The organism is Rheinheimera pacifica, assembly GCF_900108485.1.
GTDB classification, from domain to species: Bacteria; Pseudomonadota; Gammaproteobacteria; order Enterobacterales; family Alteromonadaceae; genus Alishewanella; species Alishewanella pacifica.
In genome coordinates, this window is sequence record NZ_FNXF01000004.1 from 25,547 (window position 1) to 49,478 (window position 23,932).

Consider the following 23,932-nt stretch of genomic DNA (forward strand, 5'->3'; position numbering starts at 1 on the left):
ACGGGCTGACCCGTATTTGTCGCCAGCACAAATATAAACTGTACCGATAAGTTATTGTAAGTTTTAAAGAAGCGGTGTAGTGTCTTGTACATTAAATTTACAAAGGCAGGTTAGCCCGTGTTTAAGTACGGGCCGACCCGTCGAATAAGCGTTAGCTTGCAAAAGTTATTTCATCGCAAATTTTAATAAAGGATGCTTATGTTACTTACATTAGATGAACTAGAAAAATCTCAAGATGTTACCTATTTAGCACTTAAAGACGATTTTTTTGTTTTTCCTGAAGGAGAGCATTCGAGTGAAAGGTTTGGCTTGAGATTAAAAGCTCAGCAGAGAATTGACGATATCGTAATGTTTCATCGGTATGTTACGACAGTTTATGAAAGCAATAAGGTACAATATGAACCGGTATACAAGAAGTTTAATGAACATTATGCACATATGTTCGATGAAATTTCTGAAGAAAAAAAGCATTTAGCTAGAATGTCATTTCCCAACTTCAATTGGAAAGAAGAGCAAGAACAAGTTAGGGCAATATCGAATGAAAGTTTAATCATAAACTTATGGGCGACTATAGAGCAATTTACTAACCGGACGGCCAAACTTGTTAACCCTGAGGGCAACTCTTCACATCATTGGAATGTAGTGAAACAAAGCCTGTCAAACTTTGGAATTGATGTCACAGCTATAAGTTCATATAGCAGTATTAATGAACTACGAGTGGTTAATAATAAAATAAAGCACTTATATTATGTTGATGAACAATTGTCGCAGTTTGAAAGTTTTAATGGTTGCCAAGGCCAAAGTCTGAACTCAATAAATTTTGAACTACAACGATATATCTCTTCTTCATACCACTTTTTAATTGCACTCATAAATTTAGTAGGTGAAAGCATTTACTACCCCGAATAGGATACGTCACAAGCTAACAAGTCACTGCACACGGAAATTTTACTCGCTTCACGCCCAAAATTCCGGTGAGTGAGGCGTTATGCAAGCCAAATCCTCAACGAGAGGCATAGAGATGAAAGTTAAAGAACTAATTGCAAAACTCGAGAAGCTAGAGCCTGATCTGGAAATATATGGCTACACTGAGGATGGGTCGCTCGCAAAGCCGAATAAGCCATTTTACGTATTTGATATAGATGGTGTGGATGTGCAGATTGCCGAGACTTTCAGGGATGAAAATCGCTCACCATGCATCACTTTTGGCGAAAGTGAAAACTCCAGAAAAGTAGCGTTTCTTAATGTCACCACAGACTTTTGAATAAAATGCATAACAAATCGTGCCAGTCGGACAGTTTGTTTCGCGGCTTTTTTGTGCTGGTCGCTACGCTAGCACAAAACGCCCCTTCACAAACTGCCGCTGCACTCGGCGTTAGTTTTAGGAACCAAGGGGTAGTCATGATTATTGATTTTACATCATGGGAGGCAAGTGATTATGCCGCTTGGTGGGGAGCGATAATTGCTTCTTTTGCTCTTATTTGGAATGTGGTTGTTTTTCTTCGGTCTGGAGCGAGGATTAAAATTGTTGTGACGCCAAATATGGAATTGCAACCTCCTATTCCGGGAAGCGAGGGGCAAAAATATATATTTGTTAAAGCCGTTAATACAGGTAGCTCAGCAACAACGATTACACATTTTTATGGATTTACTGCATCGAGTCACTTTGAACGGTTCAGAAAGAGAATTAATCAATTTATTATCAATGGTGATGGCAGTTACAACAAATTACCAGCCAAGCTTGAACCAGGTGAAGAATGGATTGGATTGGCTATTCAAGACGACGAATTGTTAAAAGAAAAATTGGTTTACTATGGCATCTACCATAATCAAAAAGATAAACCAGTTTGCAAGAAGGTTAAATTTGGTTCCTAACAATCGCCATCAAAAACGCGCCCTTTGGGCGCTCGACTCGCAACAAGTTGCTCGCGTGTGTGGCGGGCGTTAGGTAAGAGTGCCGATCGAATGTATATATTTGAAATGAATTTGCTTAAACCTGGGGACATTATCCTGACTTCTCAGGTAGGGGCTATCAGCAAAGCGGTTCGCTTATCCACTTTTAGTAAATTTTCTCATGCAATACTCTATGTCGGAGATGGAAGTTTTATTCACTCTGACGGGCAGGGAGTTCATTCAAATAATATTCAGCGATTGCTCTTTGACAACAAAAAACATGCTGAGGTATGCCGAGTATTAGACGGAAATTATGTGGATCAAGCAATAATGTTTGCTCGCTCTCAAATAGGAACGTCGTATTCAGTGAAAGAGGCTGTAAGAACGAGAAATCCTCTTTACCGTGGTGAGAAACTAAATAGGCAATTTTGCTCACGTTTAGTAGCACAATCTTATGAGTATGCCGGTTTGCGACTCGTTAACAATTCGGATTACTGCACACCTAAGGACTTACAGCAGTCTTTGCATACAAGCATCGTAGATGGCTGCCTTCGGATTGCAGAGGATCATGAAGTCGAGTTCGCAAGGAGTGATAGCCCGATCCAAAGACAAACGGACATAACAAATTATATTCTAAAAGCAGTTAGGGAGCTTACACGAAGCGATATACAAAGCTTTGAAAACTTGGATCAATTTGTAATTGATAACCAAGCCTATGATGCGGAGATAACTAACATTGTAGTGAAATCGGGCTATCTAACTATGTTTGATTATGAACTAAAAAAAAATCCTTGGCGGTACAATGGGCAGCTGTTCTTGTCTTTGGATATAGACGGTGCATATAAAAAGGAGCGAGCTGAATTCGAATTAGAAAGTGCTGAAAAACAGGCTCAGCTCTATAGTCACAACTATCTAATGTGTCAGAATGTTCGGGGCCGTTTCCCTCTCAGATATTTTGAGATGAAAATGGATCTATATAAGAAATTAATTGATTTTATGAATAAGCGAATTGAAGCCGCTAAGTATGTCATTAAAAATACCTAACAAACCGCTGCACGCCGATACATACTGCTACGCTCGTTTTTGTGTGTCGCTGCGCGCCACTTTACACAAAAACGCTCTCCGCAGTATGTACGGCACAATGGTTTAAGTGTGGTGGTGGCGTTGCTCACTACTTAACGCGGCGTTAATGTCCGCTTTCGCTCTTAACAGACGGACAGAGCAGTCACCTTTTGTTATCAAAGTCTGTTTGACTCAGTGCATGCATTAGTTAATGCTTTATCAGATAACACAATAAGCACGGGTTTCCGCCTTTCAATCTTCGCTTAACTTCCGCTGAGCCAGCAGCTCTGCTCTGGCTTCTGGCTGGGTGATATACCTTTCTATTGCTGCCATTAACACTGGCGCATCAATACCGTAGGTAGACGTCATAATGACAAAATCAGCACCGGTCCATTTGCGGGATGACGCCATTTGCTTATTTACTTTAGCCAGGTAAGACGCCGGTGCTACCAAGATATTTTCCGCGGCAACCGACAGAAATACCGCCTGATTATTGTGGATTTCACCACGGTATAAATCGGTAATGGCTTCCCACGGAATACTGACGTTGCCTTTGGGGTAGCCAAAGGTAAAACCTGACGGGTCGAACTGGATATAGGTTTTCGCCAGGCGGCCGCTAAATAACCCGACCAGTAACACTGCACCGGTAAGGGCAATCAGCAGGGTAATGCCGTAGAAAACTCTATTATCGTCAGGCTGAAACAGCATAAGGGTGCTGCCAAATGCCAGCATGCCAATACCAAGCAAGGCGATGCGCTTTTTGGATGCATGGATAGGTTCGCCGCCGACAACGGTTACTGTGCGTAATGACTGGCGCTGCAGGCGCAATTTGCGAACAATAATATGCACCGCCACCGCAAAGCAGGCGCCAAAAAACACCAGTGTGGTGATGCCGGTATTAAAATCTTTCTGAATAATCAGCAAGCTACTTAAAGTAAAAAGCAGGCCAATCAGGGCAAAGAGCCAGTCTTTGAAGGTAACTTTATCCAATGTGGATCCCGTAGCAGGGTTTGCAATGAAAATATGCCGGCATTATAGCGCGATGGAAGAGCTTATTTGCAATAACGCCGGGCTTATCCGGCGTTGTATTGTGGTTTTGCGCAGGGCGCAAATTACTGGCGGGTTAGCAAAACAATCAGGCGAGCCGGCCACCAAGGCAGCTGCATAAGGCTTTGTGGGTTGCCGGATTATCAACCCGGTTTATAAGGGCCGTAGCCGGGTAATAATTTGACCAGTGCACGGCTGATCATCGACGGAAATACCGATAAATGATCTTCGTCAGCAATGATCTGGCTTTCTACCTGTAAACCGGGGTAATTGCGGCTTTTTAAGGTTTTTTCAAACTGTTGCATGTCGGCCTTTATATTGACTGATTTAGCATAGCGCGGGCCGTCTTTTATTTGTTCGTACTCGGCGGCATACAGTTGCACCCGTAGCGTTTTATTAAGCTTTTTCAGCTGTTGCTGCCGTGCGGTGTATTGTTGCTCAAGTTTAAACATGTATTTTTTATCAAACCACAGCGACGGGCTGCTTAAAATATACGTATCAAAGGTTTCTGGTTTGGTTAGCAGAATTTGTGTGCCTAGTAAGCCACCATAGGAATGGCCAACAAAGAGTTTGCGGTTTGGATCTACCTGATAGTGCTTCAGTACAAACGGAATAACCTGTTGCTGCAGATAGTCGGCATATAAAGCCGCGCCGCCATAGCCCGCACGGGTAGCGGTTGGAGTGTAATCCAGATTGCGGCTGTCGGTAGGGGTATCACCTTTGGCGTAAGATAACCCGACAATAACAAAGTCTTCTATATTCTGGCCGCCAGCGCCAAGGCGGTTGCGAATGCTGCGGATAAGCGGGAATGCATAGTTAGCGTCTGACACAAAAAGCACCGGCAGCTTTTTTGTTGTTTTACCATAAGACGCCGGCAAATCTATCCACACTTCATAGTGTCGGCCATTTGCGCTCGGTAGCTGATGTACTGCGGTATCGCTAAGCTCATATGCCGGAGCCTGCTGTTGTGCCAAAGCCTGCTCTGCGCTGGCTTTGGTATCTGCCTGCGCTATCGGGCTGAGTAGCGTTAGCAGGGTAAGGCATAGGCTTGTGCAGAATGGTGTTTTGTATAGCGGTGCTGGTAATTTCATGCGATTTTCCTTCTTTATTAATGGTTACAGCGTTTTTCAGGCAATAAAAACCCCTACCCGGCAGGGGCGGGCAAAAATTGGTTTGTGTTTAGTTAAAAATTACAGTGGCAGGTAAGGTGCCGGGTCTTGCTGTTTACCGTGCAGCAGTAGTTCAAAGTGCAAATGCGGCCCTGTTACCCGGCCTGTGGCGCCAACTTTGCCAATGGGCTGGCCGGGTTCAACCGTTTGGCCTGCTACCACATCAAAACCGTCCAGATGCGCATATAAGGTTTGATAACCGTGGCCATGGTCAATTAACACCACCTTGCCATACCGCTGATGCAGGCTGGTGTCATCGGTAATCAACACTCTGCCTTTTTGCGCAGCCTTTACGGTAGTGCCGGGCTGGGCTGCAAAATCGAGCCCCTGATGCGGGCGGTTATCCCTAAACGGATGCTGCTCGGCATAAAATGAGCTAACCGATACATTGCTGACAGGCAACTGCCATGTTGCGGGTGGGGTAGTGAAGTTAAGCTGGGCAAAAGCGGTATTGAGCAATAAGGTGCTGCAGCACAATAGTATGGCAGTGCGCCATTTTTGCCATAACGGCACGGCAGCGGCAGGTTGAAATAACTGCTGCAAACGTTGCTGGTAAAATTGTTTGTCTGCACTGGCTTGTATAAAACCGGGCATCAGCTGTGGCATTTTCTGGGGCTGGTTTAGCGTTAAGCTGGCCAGCAAGGTTTGGCCATATAGCGCTGCCAGCTGTGGTTGTGTTGCCAGTACGGCTTTATCTACGGCCAGTTCCATGCTGCGGATAAAAGCGGCTTCTATCCGCTGTAATACCGGGTTAAACCAGCACAAGGCTATCAGCATACGCATAATAAGCAGTTGCTGTGGATCGCGCCGTTGCAGGTGCATCAGTTCATGGCTGAGCAACAGTTGCCGCTGCTGGGCGGACATCTGCCAGATATAGGCAGGCACCACCAGCGTCAGCTTAGACCAGCCTGCAATAAAAGGTGAGATTGCCGCTTCGGTTTGGCGCAGCGTAAAACGCTGCGCTAAAGGGGCAATTTGCTGCAATTGCGCCGCAGTAAACAGGCTGTCAGGTGCCAGCCTGGTGCTGTGCCGGATAAACTGCTGCAGCTGCTGCCATTGCCTGGCCAGCCGTGCCAGCTGTATCAGGCTGACGGTAACGACAAAAGCTAAGGCTATTTGCCAGTACAAGCCTGTATTAACGGGTGTGCTAAGCAGTGCCGGGTGCATAGGCTGCGCCGCTAACACCTGCACAGAATGCACAGTATCCTGTAACAATACGGAGGGAATAGTCCAGTGCTTAAACAGCACCGGTATCGGTAACAGGGGTAAAAAACTTAATGCCAGCAGCCACCAGTATAAGGCTGGCCATTGTTGCATGGCGCGGCTTTTTTTTAACAGCGGCTGGCTAAAACCCCAAAGTGCGGCAGACCACAAAACAGATAACAGCATCGAGAGCAACAGGTATTGCGCCATATCAGGCCTCGTCGCTTTTTGTTGCCGCCTCTGTAACCGGCGGCGAGGCTAAATCGGCCAGTAACTTTTCCAGATCAGCAATTTCATGAGCATTGACCAGTTTACTGCTGGCAAACATGGCTACTGGTAAAGGCTCGTTTAGCTCAAACACCCGTTTGGCAAAGTCCTGGGCAAAGGCGGCCAGCGTCGGCATTTTATCTACCAGTGTGGTATAGCTGTTTTTATTGCCAAGGGTTTCACAGGCAATAAAGCCTTTATCACCCATGCGTTCCAGCGTTTTGCGGGTGGAGGAGTAGCCCCAGCTCAGAACCGTTGCCAGTTCGTCGTGGATTTCACGTGCCGTAAGCGGTTGCTTAGACCAGAGTAATTTAAGAATTTCCAGTTCAGGTGCGGTAGGCTGCTGCATATGTATCAGAGTGTTATGGCTATCAATAACCATAGAGTGCGACAACTGTCACAGTAGGTCAAGCTTTATTTGCGACATTTGTCGCAGGTTGGTGTTAACGAGTATGCCATACCAGGCTAAAACGGGTGTTTTGGCCCGGCGTTTGTTGGCGGAAAAGGCTGCGAAGATGGATAAGTAAAAAGCGCAAGCAAAACTCGTTTTATCTCAATGTTTGAACGCTTATAGTAAAGCTATTAAAAAACACCTCACTATTCTATGGAATAACAGATGCGGCAATTGGAATTACTGGATTTAATTGTGGAACCCGATGAATACAAGGTGTACCGCATTGTAAATTCAGCGGCCGCTGGTTCAGACAGGCAACAGCTGGATTTACCCAAGCTCTCGTTTGAACTGTTGATCTATTTGATGGAGCATGCCGAAAAAGTCTGCACTGTGGAGCAGATATCTGCAGCCGTTTGGAAAAACACCGTTGTAAGCAGCGAAACCATTACTCAACGCATTACCTTGCTGAGAAAGGCGCTGGATGACGACCCCAGGCAGCCTAAATACATTGAGTCGGTGCGTGGGCGAGGCTATCGCTTATTGTCAAAGCCAATAGATAAGTCAGTGGTGAAGCCAACACGATTTTCGTCCAGCACACCTGTGGTAGTTGCTGTATTGCTACTTCTGGGCCTTGCTTTAGTACTGTATTGGGTGGCGGGTAAAGACACAGGAGTTTCTGAGACAAGCGCCATTAATCCCGGCAATCACGCCAGTAATCCGGTTGAGTTATTGATTGAGCGGGGAAATTACTATTTCAATACAGGGCAGGGCGACAATACCAACAGATCCATCGAGTTATTTAACGAAGCACTTAAACTTGAGCCACACAATCAGGCGGCACTTATTGGCTTAAGTGTAGCGCTGAGTAAATCCGTTTGCAGATACAACCAGCCCGCTGATCGCGCTATGGAAGCCAAACAGTATGCGATGCAAGCCCTTGCGCTTGAAGGCAGCAGCAGTGATAAAAGTAAAGCTCAGGCTGCGCTTGCTTATGCCTGGGATTGTCTTGGTAACCTGGACCAAGCTTTAGATGCCTATAGAGTATCGATACAACTTGACCCGAAAAACTATGCAAGCATGGGGTCGGCTGCTCATTTGTTGGAAGTAAAAGGGCAGCTGATCCAGGCTTATGATTTAACGGCAAAAGCTAAACAACTGCTGCCGAATAACCACATGGCAGATTTGCAACTCAGCCGAATTTTTGAACTGCTGAACTTCACCTCAAAAGCACAACTTAGCTATCAGCAGCTGTTTGTGCTTTACCCCGACAATGTCTTTATCAACGCAGCTTACCCACGTTTTTTGTATTTCCAGGGCCGTTTCACCGCCGCGAAAAAAGAGATTGAAAAAGTACTGAAACGGGACATCAAACGCGACGAGGTGTTTGTGTATTACGCTGAATTAGTCTGGCTGTTAGAAGGCAAGGAAAAGTCTTTGCCTTGGTTTAACACCGCAGCAGAGGTGAGCTCTGGCAATACGTATCCAAATACGCTGATGCAGATTGTAAACAACCAATTGACAGCACAAGAGGCGATAAAAAGGTTAAATGCCATTGAAGTTACAGTGGCCAGCGGTGACAGTTGGCCCATCAATTACGTTGAGGCGGCTTTAATTGCTTTGTGGGCAGTAAAGGACGAACAGGCGGCACTGAGTTATTTGCAACAAGCTGTGCATTTGGGGTATTTAAACAGCGAATATTTAGCTATTTCGCCTTTGTTTGCAGCTCTTAAACAGCGGCCTGAATTTTATCAGTTAATTGACAATATAAACCAACGCAGAGAAAAGATGCACCAGGAGTTTCTGGCAACTTATCCGCCGCCAGAAATCTGATCCAACAGCGGATAACTGAGCTAATTGGCACACCTAGTTAGTGCAGAATAGCCGGCAAAATATAGTCGCTTACCATCTGCGCAACTTGTGGGTGCGCGTATTTTTTGTTGTAGGCTTTTGCTGTGATCACAATAACCACAGGAATATCTTTAAAAATAAAGATCTTATTGCCGCCATTACCGCTGGCATAAGCCACTTCAAAAGACTGCTGACCTGATTGAATGGTATCGTTCCAGAACAAATAGCCATAATGGCCGCCATCCTTTTGCTCAGTCCGGGCGGTTTGCTTTGCTAAACTCGCCTTTACCCACTCTGCAGGAATAATTTGTTGCTTGCCCCAGCTGCCGCCGTTTTTATACAGCTGGCCGTATTTGGCAAAATCCAATGCCCTTAAACGAAGACCTCCGGCTGTATTGGCCACTTTTTGCGGTGTGTATTGCCACTGGTATTGGGTGATACCCAGTGGTGCAAACAGCTTTTTATCGGCATAAGCTTCAAGGCCTTGTGGCACTGTTTTTTGCAACACATCACCTAAGACCACGACACCAGCAGTAAAGTAGCGCCATTTTTTGGCAGAAGATGTTGGGTTTTGCATCGGTAAATCCAGAGTGAATTTAACCCAGTCTTCAGTCGGGTACATGTTTTCTTCATTACCAGGTGAAGCCGTATCTGAATCATTGCCGGCAAAACCCGAAGTCATCGTCAGCAGATCTTTCAGGCTGACATTGGCTTTTTGGGCTGAATAGTGTTGGTAGTTTTTCAGCGGGTAGAACTCACTCAGTGTTTGCTTTTCGCTTTGAATAAAACCTTCAGCTATGGCAATTCCCAGCATAGTGGACGCAAAACTTTTACCCACGGAGCGCGGGTCATGCAGCGATGAACGTTCACTGCCATTAAAATACTCTTCCAGTAACAAAGCTCCATTTTTAATTACAACCACACTGCTGATATCTTTGAAGTCTTTTTCAGCAATTTTTTTATTCATCGCCCGGATTAAGTCTTTGTTGTAGCTATCTTCAGAGACAGGCCAGTCATGGCTGGCCTGGATGGGTTGAATCGCAATTTGCTGCTCTGTGGCTATAGCGTTCGCTGCCAGGGTATGAGTGGCAGCAAAAACCAAGCCCAAAAACATCATAATTTTTACAGCGACTAGCAGTGTTATCTTCATCTTTTTTTACCTATTAAGTGACGGTGCCCGGCAACATAACAGCCGGGCCTTTATTTACCGCAAAAGAAAGCATGAAGATTTGCTGAAGATTTGATAAAGGACTAAATGGGCCTGAAGTCTGTGTTTCTTTGCTGACTTGAGTGGATTTTGGGTGAGGTAATGTAGTCAGCAATCAAAAGGCCAGAGCCAAAGCTCTGCCCCGGGAAGTTTATCTTACAAAGTCACCGGCCCACCATGCTGGCTGGCGGATAGTGTGATGGCATTCCTTCGTAAACCGGCTATCGGGCAAGCAGCGGGATAGCTCCCGCTGTATTGGCGTTTGCTATGTCAGTTATCTGTCGTGATACAGCTCACAGGCTTCCAGCGTATTTTCTACTAAGCTGGCCACGGTCATCGGCCCGACACCGCCCGGTACCGGGGTGATATAACGCGCGTGTTTTACCGCAGCGCCGTATTCAACGTCGCCCACCAGTTTGCCGGAATCTAACCGGTTAATACCCACATCAATAACCAAGGCGCCGGGTTTTACCCAGTCGCCCGGAATAAATTCAGGCCGGCCTACGGCGACTACCAGTAAATCGGCGCGGCGTACCTGAGCTTCCAGGTTTTTGGTAAATTTATGACATACCGTTGTAGTACAACCGGCCAGTAACAACTCCAGCGCCATCGGCCGGCCCACAATATTCGAGGCACCGACGACCACCGCATCCATACCTTTTACATTCACACCAGTGCTTTGCAGCAGTGTCATAATGCCTTTAGGCGTGCAGGAGCGCAGCGCTGGCATGCGCTGGGCTAAGCGGCCGATATTGTATGGGTGAAAGCCGTCGACGTCTTTATGCGGGTTTATGCGCTCTAAAATAGCGGATGAATCTAAGCCGGCAGGTAACGGCAGCTGCACCAGAATACCGTCGACAGTGTTGTCGTTATTTAAGTTATCAATCAGCTCCAGCAGCTGTTGCTCTGTAGTGTCAGAGGGTAAGTCGTAAGATACAGAATGAAAGCCAACTTCTTCACAAGCCTTACGTTTGCTGCCTACATACACCTGAGAGGCCGGGTTTACTCCTACCAGCACTACGGCTAAGCCCGGTGCTCTTTTACCTGCTGCAACCCGGGCGCGAACCTGAGCGGCAACTTTATCTTTTGTTGCCTGGGCAACGGCTTTGCCATCAATAATTTGTGCTGTCATTTGCTTACGTCTCTGCCATGATTTTACTGTGGCATATTTTCGCACAGCTACCCACAGAACTCCATCCTGCAATGCCCGTGGCACAATAGGTTCAAATAATAGGCAATCAGTTGATTTGTGCAAAAAAAGGTTTGACGCTATTGCTAGGCGGCTGTAATATTCCGCCCCGTTGCAGCAGTGCAGCAAAGTCGGTGATTGGCGCAGCTTGGTAGCGCACTTGGTTTGGGTCCAAGGGGTCGCAGGTTCAAATCCTGCATCACCGACCATCTTCCTGACAGTAGCTAAGAATGTATTTTAGCTGCCGTTAAGTAGCTTGGTAGGGTTTAGATTGTGCGCCCGTAGCTCAGCTGGATAGAGCAACGCCCTTCTAAGGCGTGGGTCATAGGTTCGAATCCTATCGGGCGCGCCATAACAAGCGCAAAACAGTTTCAGTGGTGGTTGTAGCTCAGTTGGTAGAGCCCCGGATTGTGATTCCGGTTGTCGTGGGTTCGAACCCCATCATCCACCCCATCTTTCCCCTGAGTTTTTATAGTCGGTGATTGGCGCAGCTTGGTAGCGCACTTGGTTTGGGTCCAAGGGGTCGCAGGTTCAAATCCTGCATCACCGACCATTCTCCCTAAGTTAAATAAGCACACTTGGTTTGGGTACTCTTAATCCCACGGGCCGCAGGTTCAAATCCTGCATCACCGACCATTCTCCCTAAGTTAAATAAGCACACTTGGTTTGGGTACTCTTAATCCCACGGGTCGCAGGTTCAAATCCTGCATCACCGACCATTCTCCCTGATTTAACGCAAATTATTTTTAACATCCAGTATTCTCTCTTTTATTAAAAAATAAAATCCAGTTCCCAAATCCTTAAATCTTATTGTATGCTGCTATTTAATATCAGATTAAGGATGATTATCTTGATAGTTGCAGAAACCCCACGCTTGCGTATCCGGCATCTTACGGCAGCAGACGCTGCTTTTACCTGTCAGTTATTAAATGAACCCTCTTTTATTGAAAATATTGCTGATCGCGGTGTGCGTTCAAAGCTGGATGCTTTGCATTACTTAGCTGAGGGGCCTATTAAAAGTTATCAGCAACATGGCTATGGTTTATTTCTGGTCGAAACCAGTGATACCAAAATACCCATTGGGTTTTGCGGCCTGCTGTTTCGTGATTATCTGCAGGAAACCGATATTGGTTTTGCGTTTGTACCTCAGTTCTGGGGCAAGGGCTATGCGTTTGAGGCGGCTTCTGCTGTGCTGCATTTTGGTTATCAGAAGGCTAAGCTCAAACGTATTGTTGGCCTGGTTAGTGCCGGTAATCTCCCGTCAATTAAAGTGTTAACCCGTTTAGGCCTCAGTTTTGAGAAAGTAGTACAGGTTCAACCATCATTAAAAGATGTTCAGCTGTACTCCTGAATACTAACGGAAATGTAATTTAATTACAGATTAAGTGGTTTTTTGTAGCTTAACTATTGTGAATGGTAGGTATTCATAATAGTTATAGTTTATTTGTATCAATAATTTAAGCTTTTAATGTCCCGATCTTTTTTTTTCTAAACTGTAGCCAAGGTGGTGCCCGGTTACAGTTTTTGCTACTATAGCCGCCGGAACAACCATTGGAGGAGTTATGATTAACCCATCCTGGCGGCGGGTCGTGCTTAAAGTTGGCAGTGCCCTGATAGCGCCGGAAAACCAGGGGTGTAGTGAACAGTTCCTGCGTCCCATCGCTGAATTTATCCGGCAGTGCCGGTTACAGGGTCTTGAAGTGATCCTGGTGTCATCAGGTAGTGTGGCTGCTGGCCGCCACCATTTTAATTTTCAACATCAACGGGTTCCTATCGCACTCAAACGGGCGATGGCAGCTGTTGGCCAGAGTCAGCTAATGAATTTCTGGAGCCGGTGTTTTGACTTTCCTTGCGCACAGGTATTACTTACTCACGGTGATTTAAGCGATCGCGTGCGTCATGTTAATATTCAGAATACGCTAAAGCGGTTACTTGACCATCAGATACTGCCTATCGTCAATGAAAACGATACGATAGCCACTGATGAGCTAAAAGTAGGCGATAATGACAATCTGGCTGCTATGGTCGCCACTGTTGCTAACGCAGATGCGTTGATTATTTGTTCTGACGTTGATGGTTTATATACCGCAGATCCGAACAAAGACCCAACAGCCAGCCTGATCCCTGAAGTGCGTATTATTGATCAGCGTATTTATGCTCTGGCCGGTGGTGCGTCATCTAAAGTGGGTACCGGCGGTATGTATACCAAGATTGAAGCGGCAGAAAAAGCTGCTGCACATGGCATAGATACGGTTATTATTGATGGCCACAAGCCTGACGGTTTTCAGTGTATTTTAGCGGGTAAAAATCCGGGCACCATTTTTTATGGTCATGCCAAGCCCCTATCGGCTAAAAAACATTGGGTACGCCACACCTTAAGAGCTAAAGGCGAAATATGGGTCGATGATGGCTGTGTCGAGGCTTTATGCCGCCAGGGCGCCTCATTGTTGTGTAGCGGTATAGTTAGCATTAGCGGTGAATTCGATTCAGGTGATGCCGTACTGGTGCGTTGTGCTTCTGGTAAGCGTAAAATTGCCAAAGGTGTCAGCCGGTTTAGTGCCAGCGAATTGTTTTCTATTAAAGGTCAGCAAAGCCGCGATATAGCTTCTTACCTTGGCTATTGTCCAACGGGTAGTGATGCGGTGATCCATCGCAGCGAAATGATGTTACTGGAGAAACTATGAGTACCGATGTTGCGGCAACAATCGCCGCTAAAGCGTCACAGGCAGCTAAAGCTGTCGCAAATTTGACGACAGAGCAGAAAAATTTTGTCCTGCAGAGTATGGCCAATCATATTCGTAGCGCCAGCGCTGCAATACTGGATGCGAATAAAGATGAAGTGGCCACCGCCAGTGCCAATGGCACCAGTGCCGCTATGCTTGACCGTTTAACACTAAACCATGACCGCATTGATGCCATGGCCAAAGCCATCGAGCAGATTATCGCCTTGCCTGACCCGGTGGGCGCTACGCGCCATATTCAGCAGCGGCCCAACGGTATTAATATCGAAAAACGCCGCATTGCACTGGGCGTTATTTGTATGATTTATGAAGCGCGGCCTAATGTTACCGCTGATGCCGGTGCTTTGTGCTTTAAATCCGGTAATGCGGTTATTCTGCGCTGCGGCCGTGAGGCTATTCAAACCAGCCTGGCTATTGCTGCGGCGATGCAACAAGCGCTGCGCGAACATGATTTGCCCGATGAAGTCGTGAGCATAGTGCCGGATCCGGATCGGGAGCTGATGCTGGCACTGTTAAAACAGGATCCGTATATCGATTTGGTGATCCCGCGCGGCGGCGAAGGGTTAATCCGTTTTGTTACCGAGCACAGCCGTATTCCGGTGATTCAGCACTATAAAGGTGTATGTCATCTGTATGTTGACCAAAGCGCAGATCTGACCATGGCGCTGGGGTTATTACTGAATGGTAAAGTGCAGCGCCCCGGCGTGTGTAATGCACTCGAAGGCTTATTGGTTAATAAGCATATTGCCGCTGATTTTCTGCCGTTGGTGGCCAATGCGCTGGCACAGCACGATGTTATCGTCCATGCCTGTAAAGCAAGCATCGGCTACTTTAACCAGGCCCAACCAATAGCTGATAACGAGTTTGGTCAGGAATATCTGGCGCCGGAAATTGCTATCAGAGTAGTGGACGATCTGGATGCCGCTATGGCGCATATTGACCAGTTTGGCAGCCAGCATACTGAAGTTATTTGTACCAGCGATCAGGCCAATGCTGAGCGTTTTATCCGCCAGGTAGATTCTGCCGTGGTGATGCATAACGCCTCGTCACGCTTCTCTGATGGTGGTGAGCTGGGTTTAGGTGCTGAGATTGGTATTTCTACCAGTAAGTTACACGCTTATGGCCCTATGGGGCTGGAGGCATTAACCACTGAAAAATACGTGGTAACCGGCAGCGGCCAAACCCGCAGTTAACAGCTGCCACCGCAGGAAAAAACCAACGCAGCAATAGTAATTTATTGACTATGCTGCGTTTTTTATTTTGTCTGCATGGGTGCTTAGCACGGTCTTGTTAAGGGCTCGACGTCAGACATTTACCCCGCTATAATGCCGCGTCCTATTTTATAACAGGTCTGGTTCAGTGCTGCGTTTTGATACCAGATCACACTAGTAAGGCGTTCATTACACGCCCGTTTTTGAATTTGAGGTAACAAGATGCAAGTTTCTGTGGAAACCACTCAGGGTTTAGAGCGCCAAGTAACTATCACTGTTCCGGCCGACAAAATTGATGCAGAAGTAAAAAGCCGTTTACGTGATCTGGCCAAACGTCAGCGTATCGACGGTTTCCGTCCGGGCAAAGCGCCGGTAACACTGATCCAGAAGCGTTATGGCCTGGCAGTATTGCAGGAAGTGGCCGGTGAGCAAATGCAGCGTCATTTTTATGATGCCATTATTGCCAACAAACTGACTCCGGCAGGCGCACCTACTTTTGCCCCGGGCCAACTGGAGCAGGGTAAAGATTTAGAATTTAAAGCCACCTTTGAAGTGTATCCGGAAGTTGAAGTTAAAAACCTGGATAAAATCGAAGTGAACAAGCCGGTTGTTGAAATTGCTGATGCTGATTTAGACAAAATGCTGGACACGCTGCGTAAGCAACACGCGAAGTGGGAAGCGAAAAAAGGCAAAGCGGCTACCGGTGATCGCGTAATTATTGATTTTGTCGGTTCAATCGACGGTGAAGAGTTTGAAGGCGGCAAAGCCACTAACTTTACTTTAGAGCTGGGCCAGGGCCGGATGATCCCAGGTTTTGAAGACGGTATCATCGGCAAGAAAGCCGGTGAGCAAGTTACTGTTGACGTAACCTTCCCGGAAGAATACCACGCTGAAAACTTAAAAGGTAAAGCGGCCAGCTTTGCCGTTACGGTAAACACCGTAGAGCAACAGGTACTGCCTGAACTGACTGACGAATTTGCTACTTTGTTTGGTTTAGAAACCGCGACTGTTGATGCACTGAAAGTTGAAGTGCGTAAAAACATGGAACGCGAACTGAACCAGAATATTAAAGCTAAAGTAAAAGATCAGGTTATCAAAGGTTTGTTAGCTAACAATGACGTAGAGGTGCCACAAGCACTGATTGCCGGCGAAGTAGATGTACTGCGTAAACAGGCTCTGCAGCGTTTTGGTAATAACCTGGATCCTAAGCAGTTACCAGAATTACCAGCGTCATTATTCGAAGAGCAGGCTAAAGACCGCGTAAAAGTAGGTCTGTTGCTGGGCGAAGTGATCAAAACCAACGAACTGAAAGTAGATGATAAAAAGGTTCAGGCGTTAATTGAAACTGTAGCTTCTGCTTATGAAGATCCGCAAGAAGTGGTACAGTACTACAACAGCAACAAAGAGCTGTTACAAAGCATGCGCAATGTAGCACTGGAAGAGCAAGCCATTGAAGTTATTCTGGCTGGCGCTAAAGTGACTGAACAAAAAGCAGCTTTTGACGAGATAATGAACCCGCAAGCTGCCAACTAACGTTGACTTATTTTGGCTTGACGGCTTTAATGGCTCGGACAACAGTTCGGGCCATTTTATTTTCTGCAACAGCAAAACCCAGCCATTTAAAGGGAACTCTGAAATATGTCTATGCCGCAACATTTAAATGACATAGTAAACGCTCTGGTACCAATCGTTATTGAGCAAACAGCCAAAGGCGAGCGGTCGTTCGATATCTACTCACGCCTGTTAAAAGAGCGGGTAATTTTCTTAACCGGCCAGGTTGAAGATCACATGGCCAACCTGATTGTGGCGCAATTATTGTTCTTAGAATCAGAAAATCCGGAAAAAGACATCTATATTTATATTAATTCGCCGGGCGGCTCTGTTACTGCTGGTTTGTCAATTTACGACACCATGCGTTATATCAAACCGGATATTGCCACTGTATGTGTGGGCCAGGCGGCCAGTATGGGCGCATTTTTATTATCTGGTGGCACTAAAGGTAAGCGTTATTGTTTACCCAATGCGCGGGTGATGATTCACCAGCCGTTAGGTGGCTTCCAGGGCCAGGCGACTGATTTTGAAATTCATGCCCGGGAAATTTTAAGCATTAAAGAAAAATTAAACCGCTTAATGGCCGAGCACTGTGATAAAAGTTATGAGCAGGTTTGCAAAGATACTGAGCGTGATAATTTCTTAAGTGCGCAGCAAGCCTTGGATTATGGCCTGGTAGATGCCATATTAACCAATAGAGAAACGAAGTAATCATTTTGGCAGCCCTGCGTTACAGGGCTGCACCGTAGTGAAAGAGGTAGTTACATGTCTGATCACCGCACTGACGGCGATAAGAACGGTAAACTGTTGTACTGTTCTTTTTGTGGCAAATCACAGCATGAAGTGCGTAAGTTGATTGCAGGCCCACAGGTTTATATTTGTGATGAATGCGTTGATTTATGCAATGACATCATCCGTGAGGAAATTAAAGACATTTCCCCGAAACGTGATGCCGACAAATTGCCGGTGCCGCGTGAAATCCGTCATCATCTTGACGATTATGTCATTGGTCAGGATCATGCCAAAAAAGTGCTGGCAGTGGCGGTATACAACCATTACAAACGCCTGCGCAGTGCTCAGCATAAACAAGACGTTGAGCTGGGTAAAAGTAATATCCTGCTGATAGGCCCAACCGGTAGTGGTAAAACTCTGCTGGCTGAAACGCTGGCCCGTTTACTGGATGTGCCTTTTACGATGGCCGATGCCACTACGCTGACCGAAGCCGGTTATGTTGGTGAAGATGTCGAAAATATTATTCAGAAGCTGCTGCAAAAGTGCGACTACGATGTAGAAAAAGCACAGCGCGGTATTGTCTATATAGACGAAATCGACAAGATTTCCCGCAAGTCTGATAATCCGTCTATTACCCGTGATGTATCGGGTGAAGGCGTGCAGCAGGCGCTGTTAAAGCTGATTGAAGGTACTGTTGCCTCGGTACCGCCGCAAGGTGGCCGTAAGCATCCGCAGCAGGAGTTTTTGCAGGTTGATACCTCAAAAATTCTGTTTATCTGTGGCGGCGCTTTTGCCGGGTTAGATAAAGTTATTGAGCAGCGCTGTGCCAAAGGTTCGGGTATTGGTTTTGGTGCTGAAGTACGCAGCAAAGAAAGTACGCGCAGCTTAAGTGAATCCTTCCGCGATGTAGAGCCGGAAGATTTGGTGAAGTACGGCTTAATTCCGGAATTTATCGGTCGTTTACCGGTAGTGGCTACGTTAACTGAACTGGATTTAGCTGCCTTAGTGCAAATTCTCAGCGAGCCGAAAAACGCTTTAGTGAAGCAATTTGCGGCGTTATTTGCGATGGAAGATGTGGAGCTGGAGTTCCGTGAAGACGCACTAAAAGCCATTGCACAAAAAGCAATGGAGCGTAAAACCGGCGCCCGTGGCCTGCGCTCTATTGTTGAAGGTGTGTTGCTGGATACGATGTATGAACTGCCATCAATGCAGGATGTGTCAAAAGTAGTGATTGATGAAACCGTGATCCGCGGTGAAAGCGACCCTATTTTGATTTATCAGAGCAGTGAGCCCGTTGCGGCTGAGTCACATTAATCCTGCCACAGGAAAAAAAAGGAGCTGAATCAGCTCCTTTTTCGTATATGTAATTGAAGTTTTTAAAACGAACCCCATATACTGAAACATATTCGCGCCTGCAGTAACTAAATTCGAGAGAGTATCAATGACATCAGAACACGCTGAACGTTTGCATATGCCGGTGCTGGCACTGCGCGACGTGGTCGTTTATCCCCATATGGTTATCCCGCTGTTTGTTGGTCGGGCAAAATCGATTAAATGCCTAGATGCGGCTATGGAAAACGACAAACAAATTTTTCTGGTTGCGCAAAAAGACGCCACGCTGGATGACCCGGCAGCGACTGATCTATATGAAGTAGGTACGGTTGCGACGATTTTGCAATTACTAAAACTGCCGGACGGTACCGTGAAGGTATTGGTAGAGGGCAGCCGTCGTGCCAGGCTGGCTGAATTTACTGAAACCGACAAAGCTTTTGCTGCTTATGTTGATATTATCGAAACCGCCGAAGTCGACAGCCGTGAGCAGGAAGTGTTTTTGCGCTCCGCCATTAATCAGTTTGAAGGCTATATCAAACTGAATAAAAAGATCCCGCCGGAAGTATTAACCGCCCTGACCGGTATAGATGAACCGGCACGGCTGGCCGATACCATGGCTGCACATATGCCGCTAAAAGTTGAAGATAAGCAAAAAGTGCTGGAAATCTTCGATGTGACCGAGCGGCTTGAATATCTGATGGCGATGATGGAGAGTGAAATTGACATTCTTCAGGTAGAGCGCCGTATTCGTAGCCGGGTGAAAAAGCAGATGGAGAAAAGCCAGCGCGAGTATTACCTGAACGAGCAAATGAAAGCCATTCAGCGTGAACTGGGTGAGCTGGAAGATGCGCCGGACGAATTTGAAACACTGAATAAGAAAATTGAACAGGCACAAATGCCACAAGAAGTGGCAGATAAAGCCCGTAGCGAGCTGCAAAAGCTGAAAATGATGTCGCCAATGTCGGCAGAAGCAACAGTGGTGCGCAGCTACATCGACTGGCTGGCCAATGTGCCGTGGAAAAAGCGCAGTAAGGTGAAGAAAAACCTGGCAGTGGCCGAGCAAATTCTTAATGCAGACCATTACGGCCTGGAGAAGGTAAAAGAGCGCATTGTTGAGTATTTAGCTGTGCAGCAACGGGTCAACAAATTAAAAGGCCCAATTCTTTGTCTGGTTGGCCCTCCGGGTGTGGGTAAAACGTCACTGGGGCAATCTGTTGCCAAAGCTACCGGGCGTAAGTACGTGCGGATGGCGTTGGGCGGCGTGCGTGACGAAGCTGAAATTCGTGGTCACCGTCGTACCTACATCGGTTCAATGCCGGGCAAAATCATCCAGAAAATGGCTAAGGTTGGCGTGCGTAACCCGCTGTTTTTACTTGATGAAATTGACAAAATGGCGTCGGATTTCCGTGGCGATCCGGCCGCGGCGCTGCTGGAGGTATTAGATCCTGAACAGAACACAGCATTCAGTGATCACTATCTGGAAGTGGATTACGATTTATCTGATGTGATGTTCTTCGCAACGTCCAACAGCCTGAATATTCCGGCGGCGTTACTGGACCGGATGGAAGTGATCCGTTTGGCGGGTTATACCGAAGATGAAAAGCTGAACATTGCCAGACAGCACCTTATCACTAAGCAAATTGGCCGCAATGGGTTAAAAACCAGCGAGATTGTCATTGAAGATAGCGCCATTATTGGCATTATCCGCTATTACACCCGCGAGGCCGGGGTGCGTAGTTTAGAGCGTGAGATCTCCAAACTGTGCCGCAAAGCGGTAAAGCAAATATTGCTGACCAAAGATTTAAAGCAGGTGGTGATCAACCAGCAGAATCTGGAAGACTACCTCGGCGTGCAGCGCTACGACTACGGTAAAGCTGAAGACAGCAATCGTATCGGCCAGGTTACCGGCTTAGCCTGGACGGAAGTGGGCGGCGATTTACTGACTATTGAAGCGGCTTCGGTGATGGGCAAAGGTAAACTTACTTTTACCGGTTCACTGGGTGATGTGATGAAAGAGTCTATCCAGGCGGCGATGACAGTAGTGCGCAGCCGCGCCGCAGGTTTGCGTATCAATGAAGACTTTTATGAAAAACGCGATATTCATGTGCATGTACCGGAAGGCGCCACGCCAAAAGATGGCCCCAGTGCCGGTATTGCTATGGTAACAGCGCTGGTATCAAGCTTAACCGGTAACCCGGTACGGGCTGATGTGGCTATGACAGGTGAAATTACGCTGCGTGGTGAAGTTTTACCCATCGGTGGCTTAAAAGAAAAGCTGTTGGCAGCACACCGTGGTGGTATTAAGCGGGTACTTATTCCGCATGATAACGTGCGTGACTTAAAAGATATCCCTGATAATGTGAAAGGTGATATCGAAATTTGCGCGGTAAAATGGATAGATGAAGTGCTGGAACTGGCGTTACAAGAGCCATTAGAGCGTGTTTCGGTGGTAGAAACGGTAAAAAATCCAGCAAAAAGCAAAAAAACGGAAAAAAATCCTGCGTAGGGGCTTTTCATTCCTGTTGGCTGTGCTAAGTTATGGAAAGTTTCGACCAAGCCCTTGTTATACAAGGGCTGCAGTCAAAGCCAGAACTGTTAGTTTTGCTGCTTTTTTGCTTGCAAGCCTGAAAAATGCTTGTTATAACGATGAAGCTCACTTACAGAACTAATGAAGTGTAGTTGTTGAAAATAATAACAATTGAAGGGGATGATATTGTGAACAAGTCTCAACTTATCGACAAAATTGCTGCTGGTGCAGACATTTCTAAAGCAGCAGCAGGTCGTGCTTTAGATTCGTTCATTGATGCTGTTACCGAAGCTCTTAAAGAAGGCGACTCTGTAGCATTAGTTGGTTTTGGTACTTACAGCGTACGCGAGCGTGCAGCCCGTACAGGCCGTAACCCACAAACTGGTGCAACTATTCAAATCGCGTCTGCGAAAATTCCTTCTTTCAAGCCTGGTAAAGCGTTAAAAGACGCCTGTAACTAAGCTTTAGTTTGGTACAGACAAGCAAAGTGCCAATTTTGGGAGTACCAGGCTACTTAATACGGTAACCACAGTCTTCCAAAGGCTTCTCTAAAAAAAGCGCATCTGTTAAGATGCGTTTTTTTTTACGGCAACCAAGATGCGTTTTTGTTGCCTCCCAGCCGTTAAAGATGAATAAAGAGATCGTGCTAAGATGTTAGAGAGAATCAGAGAAGGCTCGCAGGGAATCATTGCCAAGTCTATTTTAGGCTTAGTGATCCTGACGTTCGCATTAGCAGGTGTTGGCAGTTATTTAAGTAAACCTGCTGAAGTTAATGTGGCAGAGGTTAACGGTGAAAAAATCAGCCGTGCAGACTTTGACCAGGCATTTCAGAATGAGCGGTCACGACTGCAACAGCAGTTTGGTGAAATGTACGCCACCCTGGCAGCTGATAGCGCTTATATGAATAATTTTCGTAGCGAAGTGCTGGAACGTCTTATCGACGAGACCTTGCAAAAGCAATTTGCTGCAGAGCTTGGCTTGCGTGTTAGTGATGATCAGGTGCGTGAAGCTATCCGCGGTATGACAGAATTTCAGGTTGACGGCCAGTTTAATAATGACCGTTATCAGGCTTTATTGCGTCAGGCCGGTTATCAGCCGGATCAGTTCCGTGAACTGATGCGTGAGCAAATGTCGCGTAACCAGTTATTAATTGGTTTACTGAGTAGCGAATTTGCCACAGTTAAAGATATGCAGTTACTGGCTAAATTACAGCAACAAAGCCGTGATATCGAATTTGTGCGTATTGCCGCAGCTGATTTTGCCGCTAAGGTAGAACTGACAGAGCAAATGCTGCAAGACTACTACACAACGAACCTGCAACAATTTGAGACAGAGCAAAAAGTTGCCGTTAACTATGTTGAGGTATCCGCTGCAGCGCTGGCATCAGATACTGAAGTTACTGAGCAGCAAGTGGCCGATTATTACCAGGCTAATAAAGCCCGTTACACCCGTGACGAACGTCGCCAGGTTGCGCATATTATGCTGGAAGCAGAAGAAGATGATGCAGAAGTTGCCGCAAAAGCAGAGGCGATTTTACAGCAGTTAAAAGCCGGTGCTGATTTTGCGCAGCTGGCTAAAGCAGAATCTGCCGATACCTTTTCTGCAGAAAACGGTGGTGTGCTGGACTGGTTAGCAGCCGGTGATGTTGACCCTGAATTCGAGCGCGTTGCTTTTGGTATGAAAGAAGCCGGCGAACTTAGCCCTGTGGTAAGAAGCGCTTATGGGTACCATATTATTAAGCTGGTTACTCTGGAACCAGCCCAGGTGCAAGAGCTGGCTGACGTATCAGCAGATATAGCTAATAGCATTAAGCAAGATGCTGCAACTGCAAAGTTTTACGAGGTGCAGCAACGTTTGGCCGAAGTGAGTTTTGAAGTGCCTGATACACTCGAAGATGCAGCAGCAGCGGTAGATGCTAAGGTCATTTCAACACCGTTATTTAGCCGCAATGAAGCAACTGCGCCTTTATCTGCACCTGCAGTAATGAGTAAAATTTTCGATAGTGGCTTTATTAAAGAGCGGCTAAACAGTGAAGTTATTGAACTGGATAATCAACGCGCTATCGTAGTGCGTGTTACCGATTACCAGCCAAAACGTACGCAATCACTGGAAGAAGTTAAAGCTCAGGTGGAAGCGGCTGTTCGCGCAGAGCAAAGCTCATTGTTAGCTAAAGCGAAAGGCGAAGAGATATTGGCTGGCGCTGCACAGAGCAGTTTAAAGGCTCAGGCAGAGCAGGCATCGTTGACGCTGGAGCAGTCTGTAGACACACCACGCTTTGGTGGCACTCTGGATGGACAAATTCGTGCTAAAGCTTTCGCTATGCCTCGCCCGGCCGATAAACCGGCTATTGAGCTGGCAACGCTGGCCAATGGCGATACTGCGCTGGTATCTGTGCTGGCAGTGAAAGATGCCGAAGTAACAATGGTGCCAGAACCTGCCCAACTGGAGCGTTTGGCCGAGCAGCAAGCCGAACAGCATTACCGTGCGGTAATTGCAGCGTTAAAAGCCAAAGCTGACATAAGCCGTAATCTGCGTGAAGCCGTGACGGATACTCAGTAA

General features: G+C 46.6%; 20 protein-coding genes and 4 tRNA genes. 18 read left to right on the forward strand and 6 right to left on the reverse strand.

Translation table 11 applies throughout. The features are described 5' to 3' along the window. Positions 1 to 198 precede the first annotated feature (198 nt). The 4 genes from BLW68_RS06525 to BLW68_RS06540 all read left to right on the forward strand — a co-directional run bounded on the left by BLW68_RS06525 (position 199) and on the right by BLW68_RS06540 (position 2,937). On the forward strand, positions 199 to 909 hold the full coding sequence (locus BLW68_RS06525; RefSeq protein WP_092791548.1) for a hypothetical protein: 711 nt from the start codon (positions 199 to 201) through the stop codon (positions 907 to 909). 112 nt (positions 910 to 1,021) lie between these two features. After that, positions 1,022 to 1,264 carry a hypothetical protein gene (locus tag BLW68_RS06530; RefSeq protein WP_143039928.1) on the forward strand — a complete coding sequence of 81 codons (243 nt, stop codon included), beginning with the start codon at positions 1,022 to 1,024 and terminating at the stop codon, positions 1,262 to 1,264. A gap of 137 nt (positions 1,265 to 1,401) precedes the next feature. Beyond that, entirely contained in the window at positions 1,402 to 1,875 is a 474-nt protein-coding gene (locus BLW68_RS06535; RefSeq protein ID WP_092791552.1) for a hypothetical protein, read from the forward strand. A gap of 90 nt (positions 1,876 to 1,965) precedes the next feature. Beyond that, a complete protein-coding gene (locus BLW68_RS06540; protein ID WP_092791554.1) occupies positions 1,966 to 2,937 on the forward strand; it encodes a YiiX/YebB-like N1pC/P60 family cysteine hydrolase in 972 nt (323 codons plus the stop codon). Between the two features lie 270 nt (positions 2,938 to 3,207). Here BLW68_RS06540 and BLW68_RS06545 read toward each other — a convergent pair whose 3' ends face one another. The 4 genes from BLW68_RS06545 to BLW68_RS06560 form a co-directional block, all read right to left on the reverse strand. Then, positions 3,208 to 3,945, reverse strand: coding sequence for a hypothetical protein (locus tag BLW68_RS06545; RefSeq protein WP_092791556.1), 738 nt, complete (start codon positions 3,943 to 3,945; stop codon positions 3,208 to 3,210). A gap of 200 nt (positions 3,946 to 4,145) precedes the next feature. Further along, entirely contained in the window at positions 4,146 to 5,093 is a 948-nt protein-coding gene (locus BLW68_RS06550; protein WP_092791558.1) for an alpha/beta hydrolase, read from the reverse strand. A gap of 99 nt (positions 5,094 to 5,192) precedes the next feature. Continuing rightward, on the reverse strand, positions 5,193 to 6,584 hold the full coding sequence (locus tag BLW68_RS06555) for a M23/M56 family metallopeptidase (protein ID WP_092791560.1): 1,392 nt from the start codon (positions 6,582 to 6,584) through the stop codon (positions 5,193 to 5,195). A 1-nt stretch (position 6,585) separates the two neighbouring features. Continuing rightward, the gene (locus BLW68_RS06560) at positions 6,586 to 7,023 is read right to left on the reverse strand and encodes a BlaI/MecI/CopY family transcriptional regulator (RefSeq protein ID WP_245728289.1); all 438 of its coding nucleotides are present in this window, start codon (positions 7,021 to 7,023) and stop codon (positions 6,586 to 6,588) included. A gap of 234 nt (positions 7,024 to 7,257) precedes the next feature. On the opposite strand from BLW68_RS06560, the gene BLW68_RS06565 reads away from it, so the two are divergent. Continuing rightward, positions 7,258 to 8,865, forward strand: a complete 1,608-nt coding sequence (locus tag BLW68_RS06565; RefSeq protein WP_092791562.1) for a winged helix-turn-helix domain-containing protein — start codon at positions 7,258 to 7,260, stop codon at positions 8,863 to 8,865. A 37-nt stretch (positions 8,866 to 8,902) separates the two neighbouring features. Here the strand turns inward: BLW68_RS06565 and BLW68_RS06570 are convergent, their stop codons facing one another. Together BLW68_RS06570 and folD are read right to left on the reverse strand one after the other, a co-directional pair. Next, positions 8,903 to 10,033 carry a serine hydrolase domain-containing protein gene (locus tag BLW68_RS06570; RefSeq protein ID WP_092791564.1) on the reverse strand — a complete coding sequence of 377 codons (1,131 nt, stop codon included), beginning with the start codon at positions 10,031 to 10,033 and terminating at the stop codon, positions 8,903 to 8,905. A gap of 331 nt (positions 10,034 to 10,364) precedes the next feature. Next, positions 10,365 to 11,222 carry a bifunctional methylenetetrahydrofolate dehydrogenase/methenyltetrahydrofolate cyclohydrolase FolD gene (folD, locus tag BLW68_RS06575; RefSeq protein ID WP_068229955.1) on the reverse strand — a complete coding sequence of 286 codons (858 nt, stop codon included), beginning with the start codon at positions 11,220 to 11,222 and terminating at the stop codon, positions 10,365 to 10,367. Between the two features lie 189 nt (positions 11,223 to 11,411). Between folD and BLW68_RS06580 the strand changes: the two genes are divergently transcribed. The 13 genes from BLW68_RS06580 to BLW68_RS06640 all read left to right on the forward strand — a co-directional run bounded on the left by BLW68_RS06580 (position 11,412) and on the right by BLW68_RS06640 (position 23,932). Further along, a tRNA-Pro gene (locus BLW68_RS06580) sits at positions 11,412 to 11,488 on the forward strand. 66 nt (positions 11,489 to 11,554) lie between these two features. After that, a tRNA-Arg gene (locus BLW68_RS06585) sits at positions 11,555 to 11,631 on the forward strand. 25 nt (positions 11,632 to 11,656) lie between these two features. After that, positions 11,657 to 11,732: transfer RNA gene (locus BLW68_RS06590), tRNA-His, on the forward strand. A 23-nt stretch (positions 11,733 to 11,755) separates the two neighbouring features. Further along, positions 11,756 to 11,832, forward strand: a tRNA-Pro gene (locus BLW68_RS06595). A 297-nt stretch (positions 11,833 to 12,129) separates the two neighbouring features. Continuing rightward, a complete protein-coding gene (locus BLW68_RS06600; protein WP_092792135.1) occupies positions 12,130 to 12,630 on the forward strand; it encodes a GNAT family N-acetyltransferase in 501 nt (166 codons plus the stop codon). A 211-nt stretch (positions 12,631 to 12,841) separates the two neighbouring features. Next, positions 12,842 to 13,963 carry a glutamate 5-kinase gene (proB, locus tag BLW68_RS06605; RefSeq protein WP_092791566.1) on the forward strand — a complete coding sequence of 374 codons (1,122 nt, stop codon included), beginning with the start codon at positions 12,842 to 12,844 and terminating at the stop codon, positions 13,961 to 13,963. After that, on the forward strand, positions 13,960 to 15,213 hold the full coding sequence (locus tag BLW68_RS06610; protein ID WP_092791568.1) for a glutamate-5-semialdehyde dehydrogenase: 1,254 nt from the start codon (positions 13,960 to 13,962) through the stop codon (positions 15,211 to 15,213). Before proB ends, BLW68_RS06610 begins: the two co-directional genes overlap by 4 nt. Before the next feature lie 240 nt (positions 15,214 to 15,453). Next, the gene (tig, locus tag BLW68_RS06615) at positions 15,454 to 16,764 is read left to right on the forward strand and encodes a trigger factor (protein ID WP_092791570.1); all 1,311 of its coding nucleotides are present in this window, start codon (positions 15,454 to 15,456) and stop codon (positions 16,762 to 16,764) included. A 105-nt stretch (positions 16,765 to 16,869) separates the two neighbouring features. Next, positions 16,870 to 17,493 carry an ATP-dependent Clp endopeptidase proteolytic subunit ClpP gene (gene clpP / locus BLW68_RS06620; protein WP_197412113.1) on the forward strand — a complete coding sequence of 208 codons (624 nt, stop codon included), beginning with the start codon at positions 16,870 to 16,872 and terminating at the stop codon, positions 17,491 to 17,493. Positions 17,494 to 17,547: 54 nt separating this feature from the next. Then, on the forward strand, positions 17,548 to 18,828 hold the full coding sequence (clpX, locus tag BLW68_RS06625; protein ID WP_092791572.1) for an ATP-dependent protease ATP-binding subunit ClpX: 1,281 nt from the start codon (positions 17,548 to 17,550) through the stop codon (positions 18,826 to 18,828). Between the two features lie 127 nt (positions 18,829 to 18,955). Continuing rightward, positions 18,956 to 21,352, forward strand: a complete 2,397-nt coding sequence (gene lon, locus BLW68_RS06630; protein WP_092791574.1) for an endopeptidase La — start codon at positions 18,956 to 18,958, stop codon at positions 21,350 to 21,352. Positions 21,353 to 21,561: 209 nt separating this feature from the next. Continuing rightward, positions 21,562 to 21,834 carry a nucleoid-associated protein HU-beta gene (gene hupB / locus BLW68_RS06635; protein WP_008220336.1) on the forward strand — a complete coding sequence of 91 codons (273 nt, stop codon included), beginning with the start codon at positions 21,562 to 21,564 and terminating at the stop codon, positions 21,832 to 21,834. 190 nt (positions 21,835 to 22,024) lie between these two features. Continuing rightward, positions 22,025 to 23,932, forward strand: a complete 1,908-nt coding sequence (locus tag BLW68_RS06640; protein WP_092791576.1) for a SurA N-terminal domain-containing protein — start codon at positions 22,025 to 22,027, stop codon at positions 23,930 to 23,932.

What these genes read in the sequence shown, in the direction of transcription:
- BLW68_RS06555 (WP_092791560.1), bottom strand. Translation starts at nt 6,584, where the DNA reads ATGGCGCAATACCTGTTGCTCTCGATGCTGTTATCTGTTTTGTGGTCT.
- BLW68_RS06530 (WP_143039928.1), top strand. Translation starts at nt 1,022, where the DNA reads ATGAAAGTTAAAGAACTAATTGCAAAACTCGAGAAGCTAGAGCCTGAT.
- lon (WP_092791574.1), top strand. Translation starts at nt 18,956, where the DNA reads ATGACATCAGAACACGCTGAACGTTTGCATATGCCGGTGCTGGCACTG.
- BLW68_RS06550 (WP_092791558.1), bottom strand. Translation starts at nt 5,093, where the DNA reads ATGAAATTACCAGCACCGCTATACAAAACACCATTCTGCACAAGCCTA.
- BLW68_RS06565 (WP_092791562.1), top strand. Translation starts at nt 7,258, where the DNA reads ATGCGGCAATTGGAATTACTGGATTTAATTGTGGAACCCGATGAATAC.
- tig (WP_092791570.1), top strand. Translation starts at nt 15,454, where the DNA reads ATGCAAGTTTCTGTGGAAACCACTCAGGGTTTAGAGCGCCAAGTAACT.
- BLW68_RS06610 (WP_092791568.1), top strand. Translation starts at nt 13,960, where the DNA reads ATGAGTACCGATGTTGCGGCAACAATCGCCGCTAAAGCGTCACAGGCA.
- BLW68_RS06540 (WP_092791554.1), top strand. Translation starts at nt 1,966, where the DNA reads ATGTATATATTTGAAATGAATTTGCTTAAACCTGGGGACATTATCCTG.
- BLW68_RS06640 (WP_092791576.1), top strand. Translation starts at nt 22,025, where the DNA reads ATGTTAGAGAGAATCAGAGAAGGCTCGCAGGGAATCATTGCCAAGTCT.
- proB (WP_092791566.1), top strand. Translation starts at nt 12,842, where the DNA reads ATGATTAACCCATCCTGGCGGCGGGTCGTGCTTAAAGTTGGCAGTGCC.
- BLW68_RS06525 (WP_092791548.1), top strand. Translation starts at nt 199, where the DNA reads ATGTTACTTACATTAGATGAACTAGAAAAATCTCAAGATGTTACCTAT.
- BLW68_RS06560 (WP_245728289.1), bottom strand. Translation starts at nt 7,023, where the DNA reads ATGGTTATTGATAGCCATAACACTCTGATACATATGCAGCAGCCTACC.
- folD (WP_068229955.1), bottom strand. Translation starts at nt 11,222, where the DNA reads ATGACAGCACAAATTATTGATGGCAAAGCCGTTGCCCAGGCAACAAAA.
- clpX (WP_092791572.1), top strand. Translation starts at nt 17,548, where the DNA reads ATGTCTGATCACCGCACTGACGGCGATAAGAACGGTAAACTGTTGTAC.
- clpP (WP_197412113.1), top strand. Translation starts at nt 16,870, where the DNA reads ATGTCTATGCCGCAACATTTAAATGACATAGTAAACGCTCTGGTACCA.
- BLW68_RS06570 (WP_092791564.1), bottom strand. Translation starts at nt 10,033, where the DNA reads ATGAAGATAACACTGCTAGTCGCTGTAAAAATTATGATGTTTTTGGGC.
- BLW68_RS06535 (WP_092791552.1), top strand. Translation starts at nt 1,402, where the DNA reads ATGATTATTGATTTTACATCATGGGAGGCAAGTGATTATGCCGCTTGG.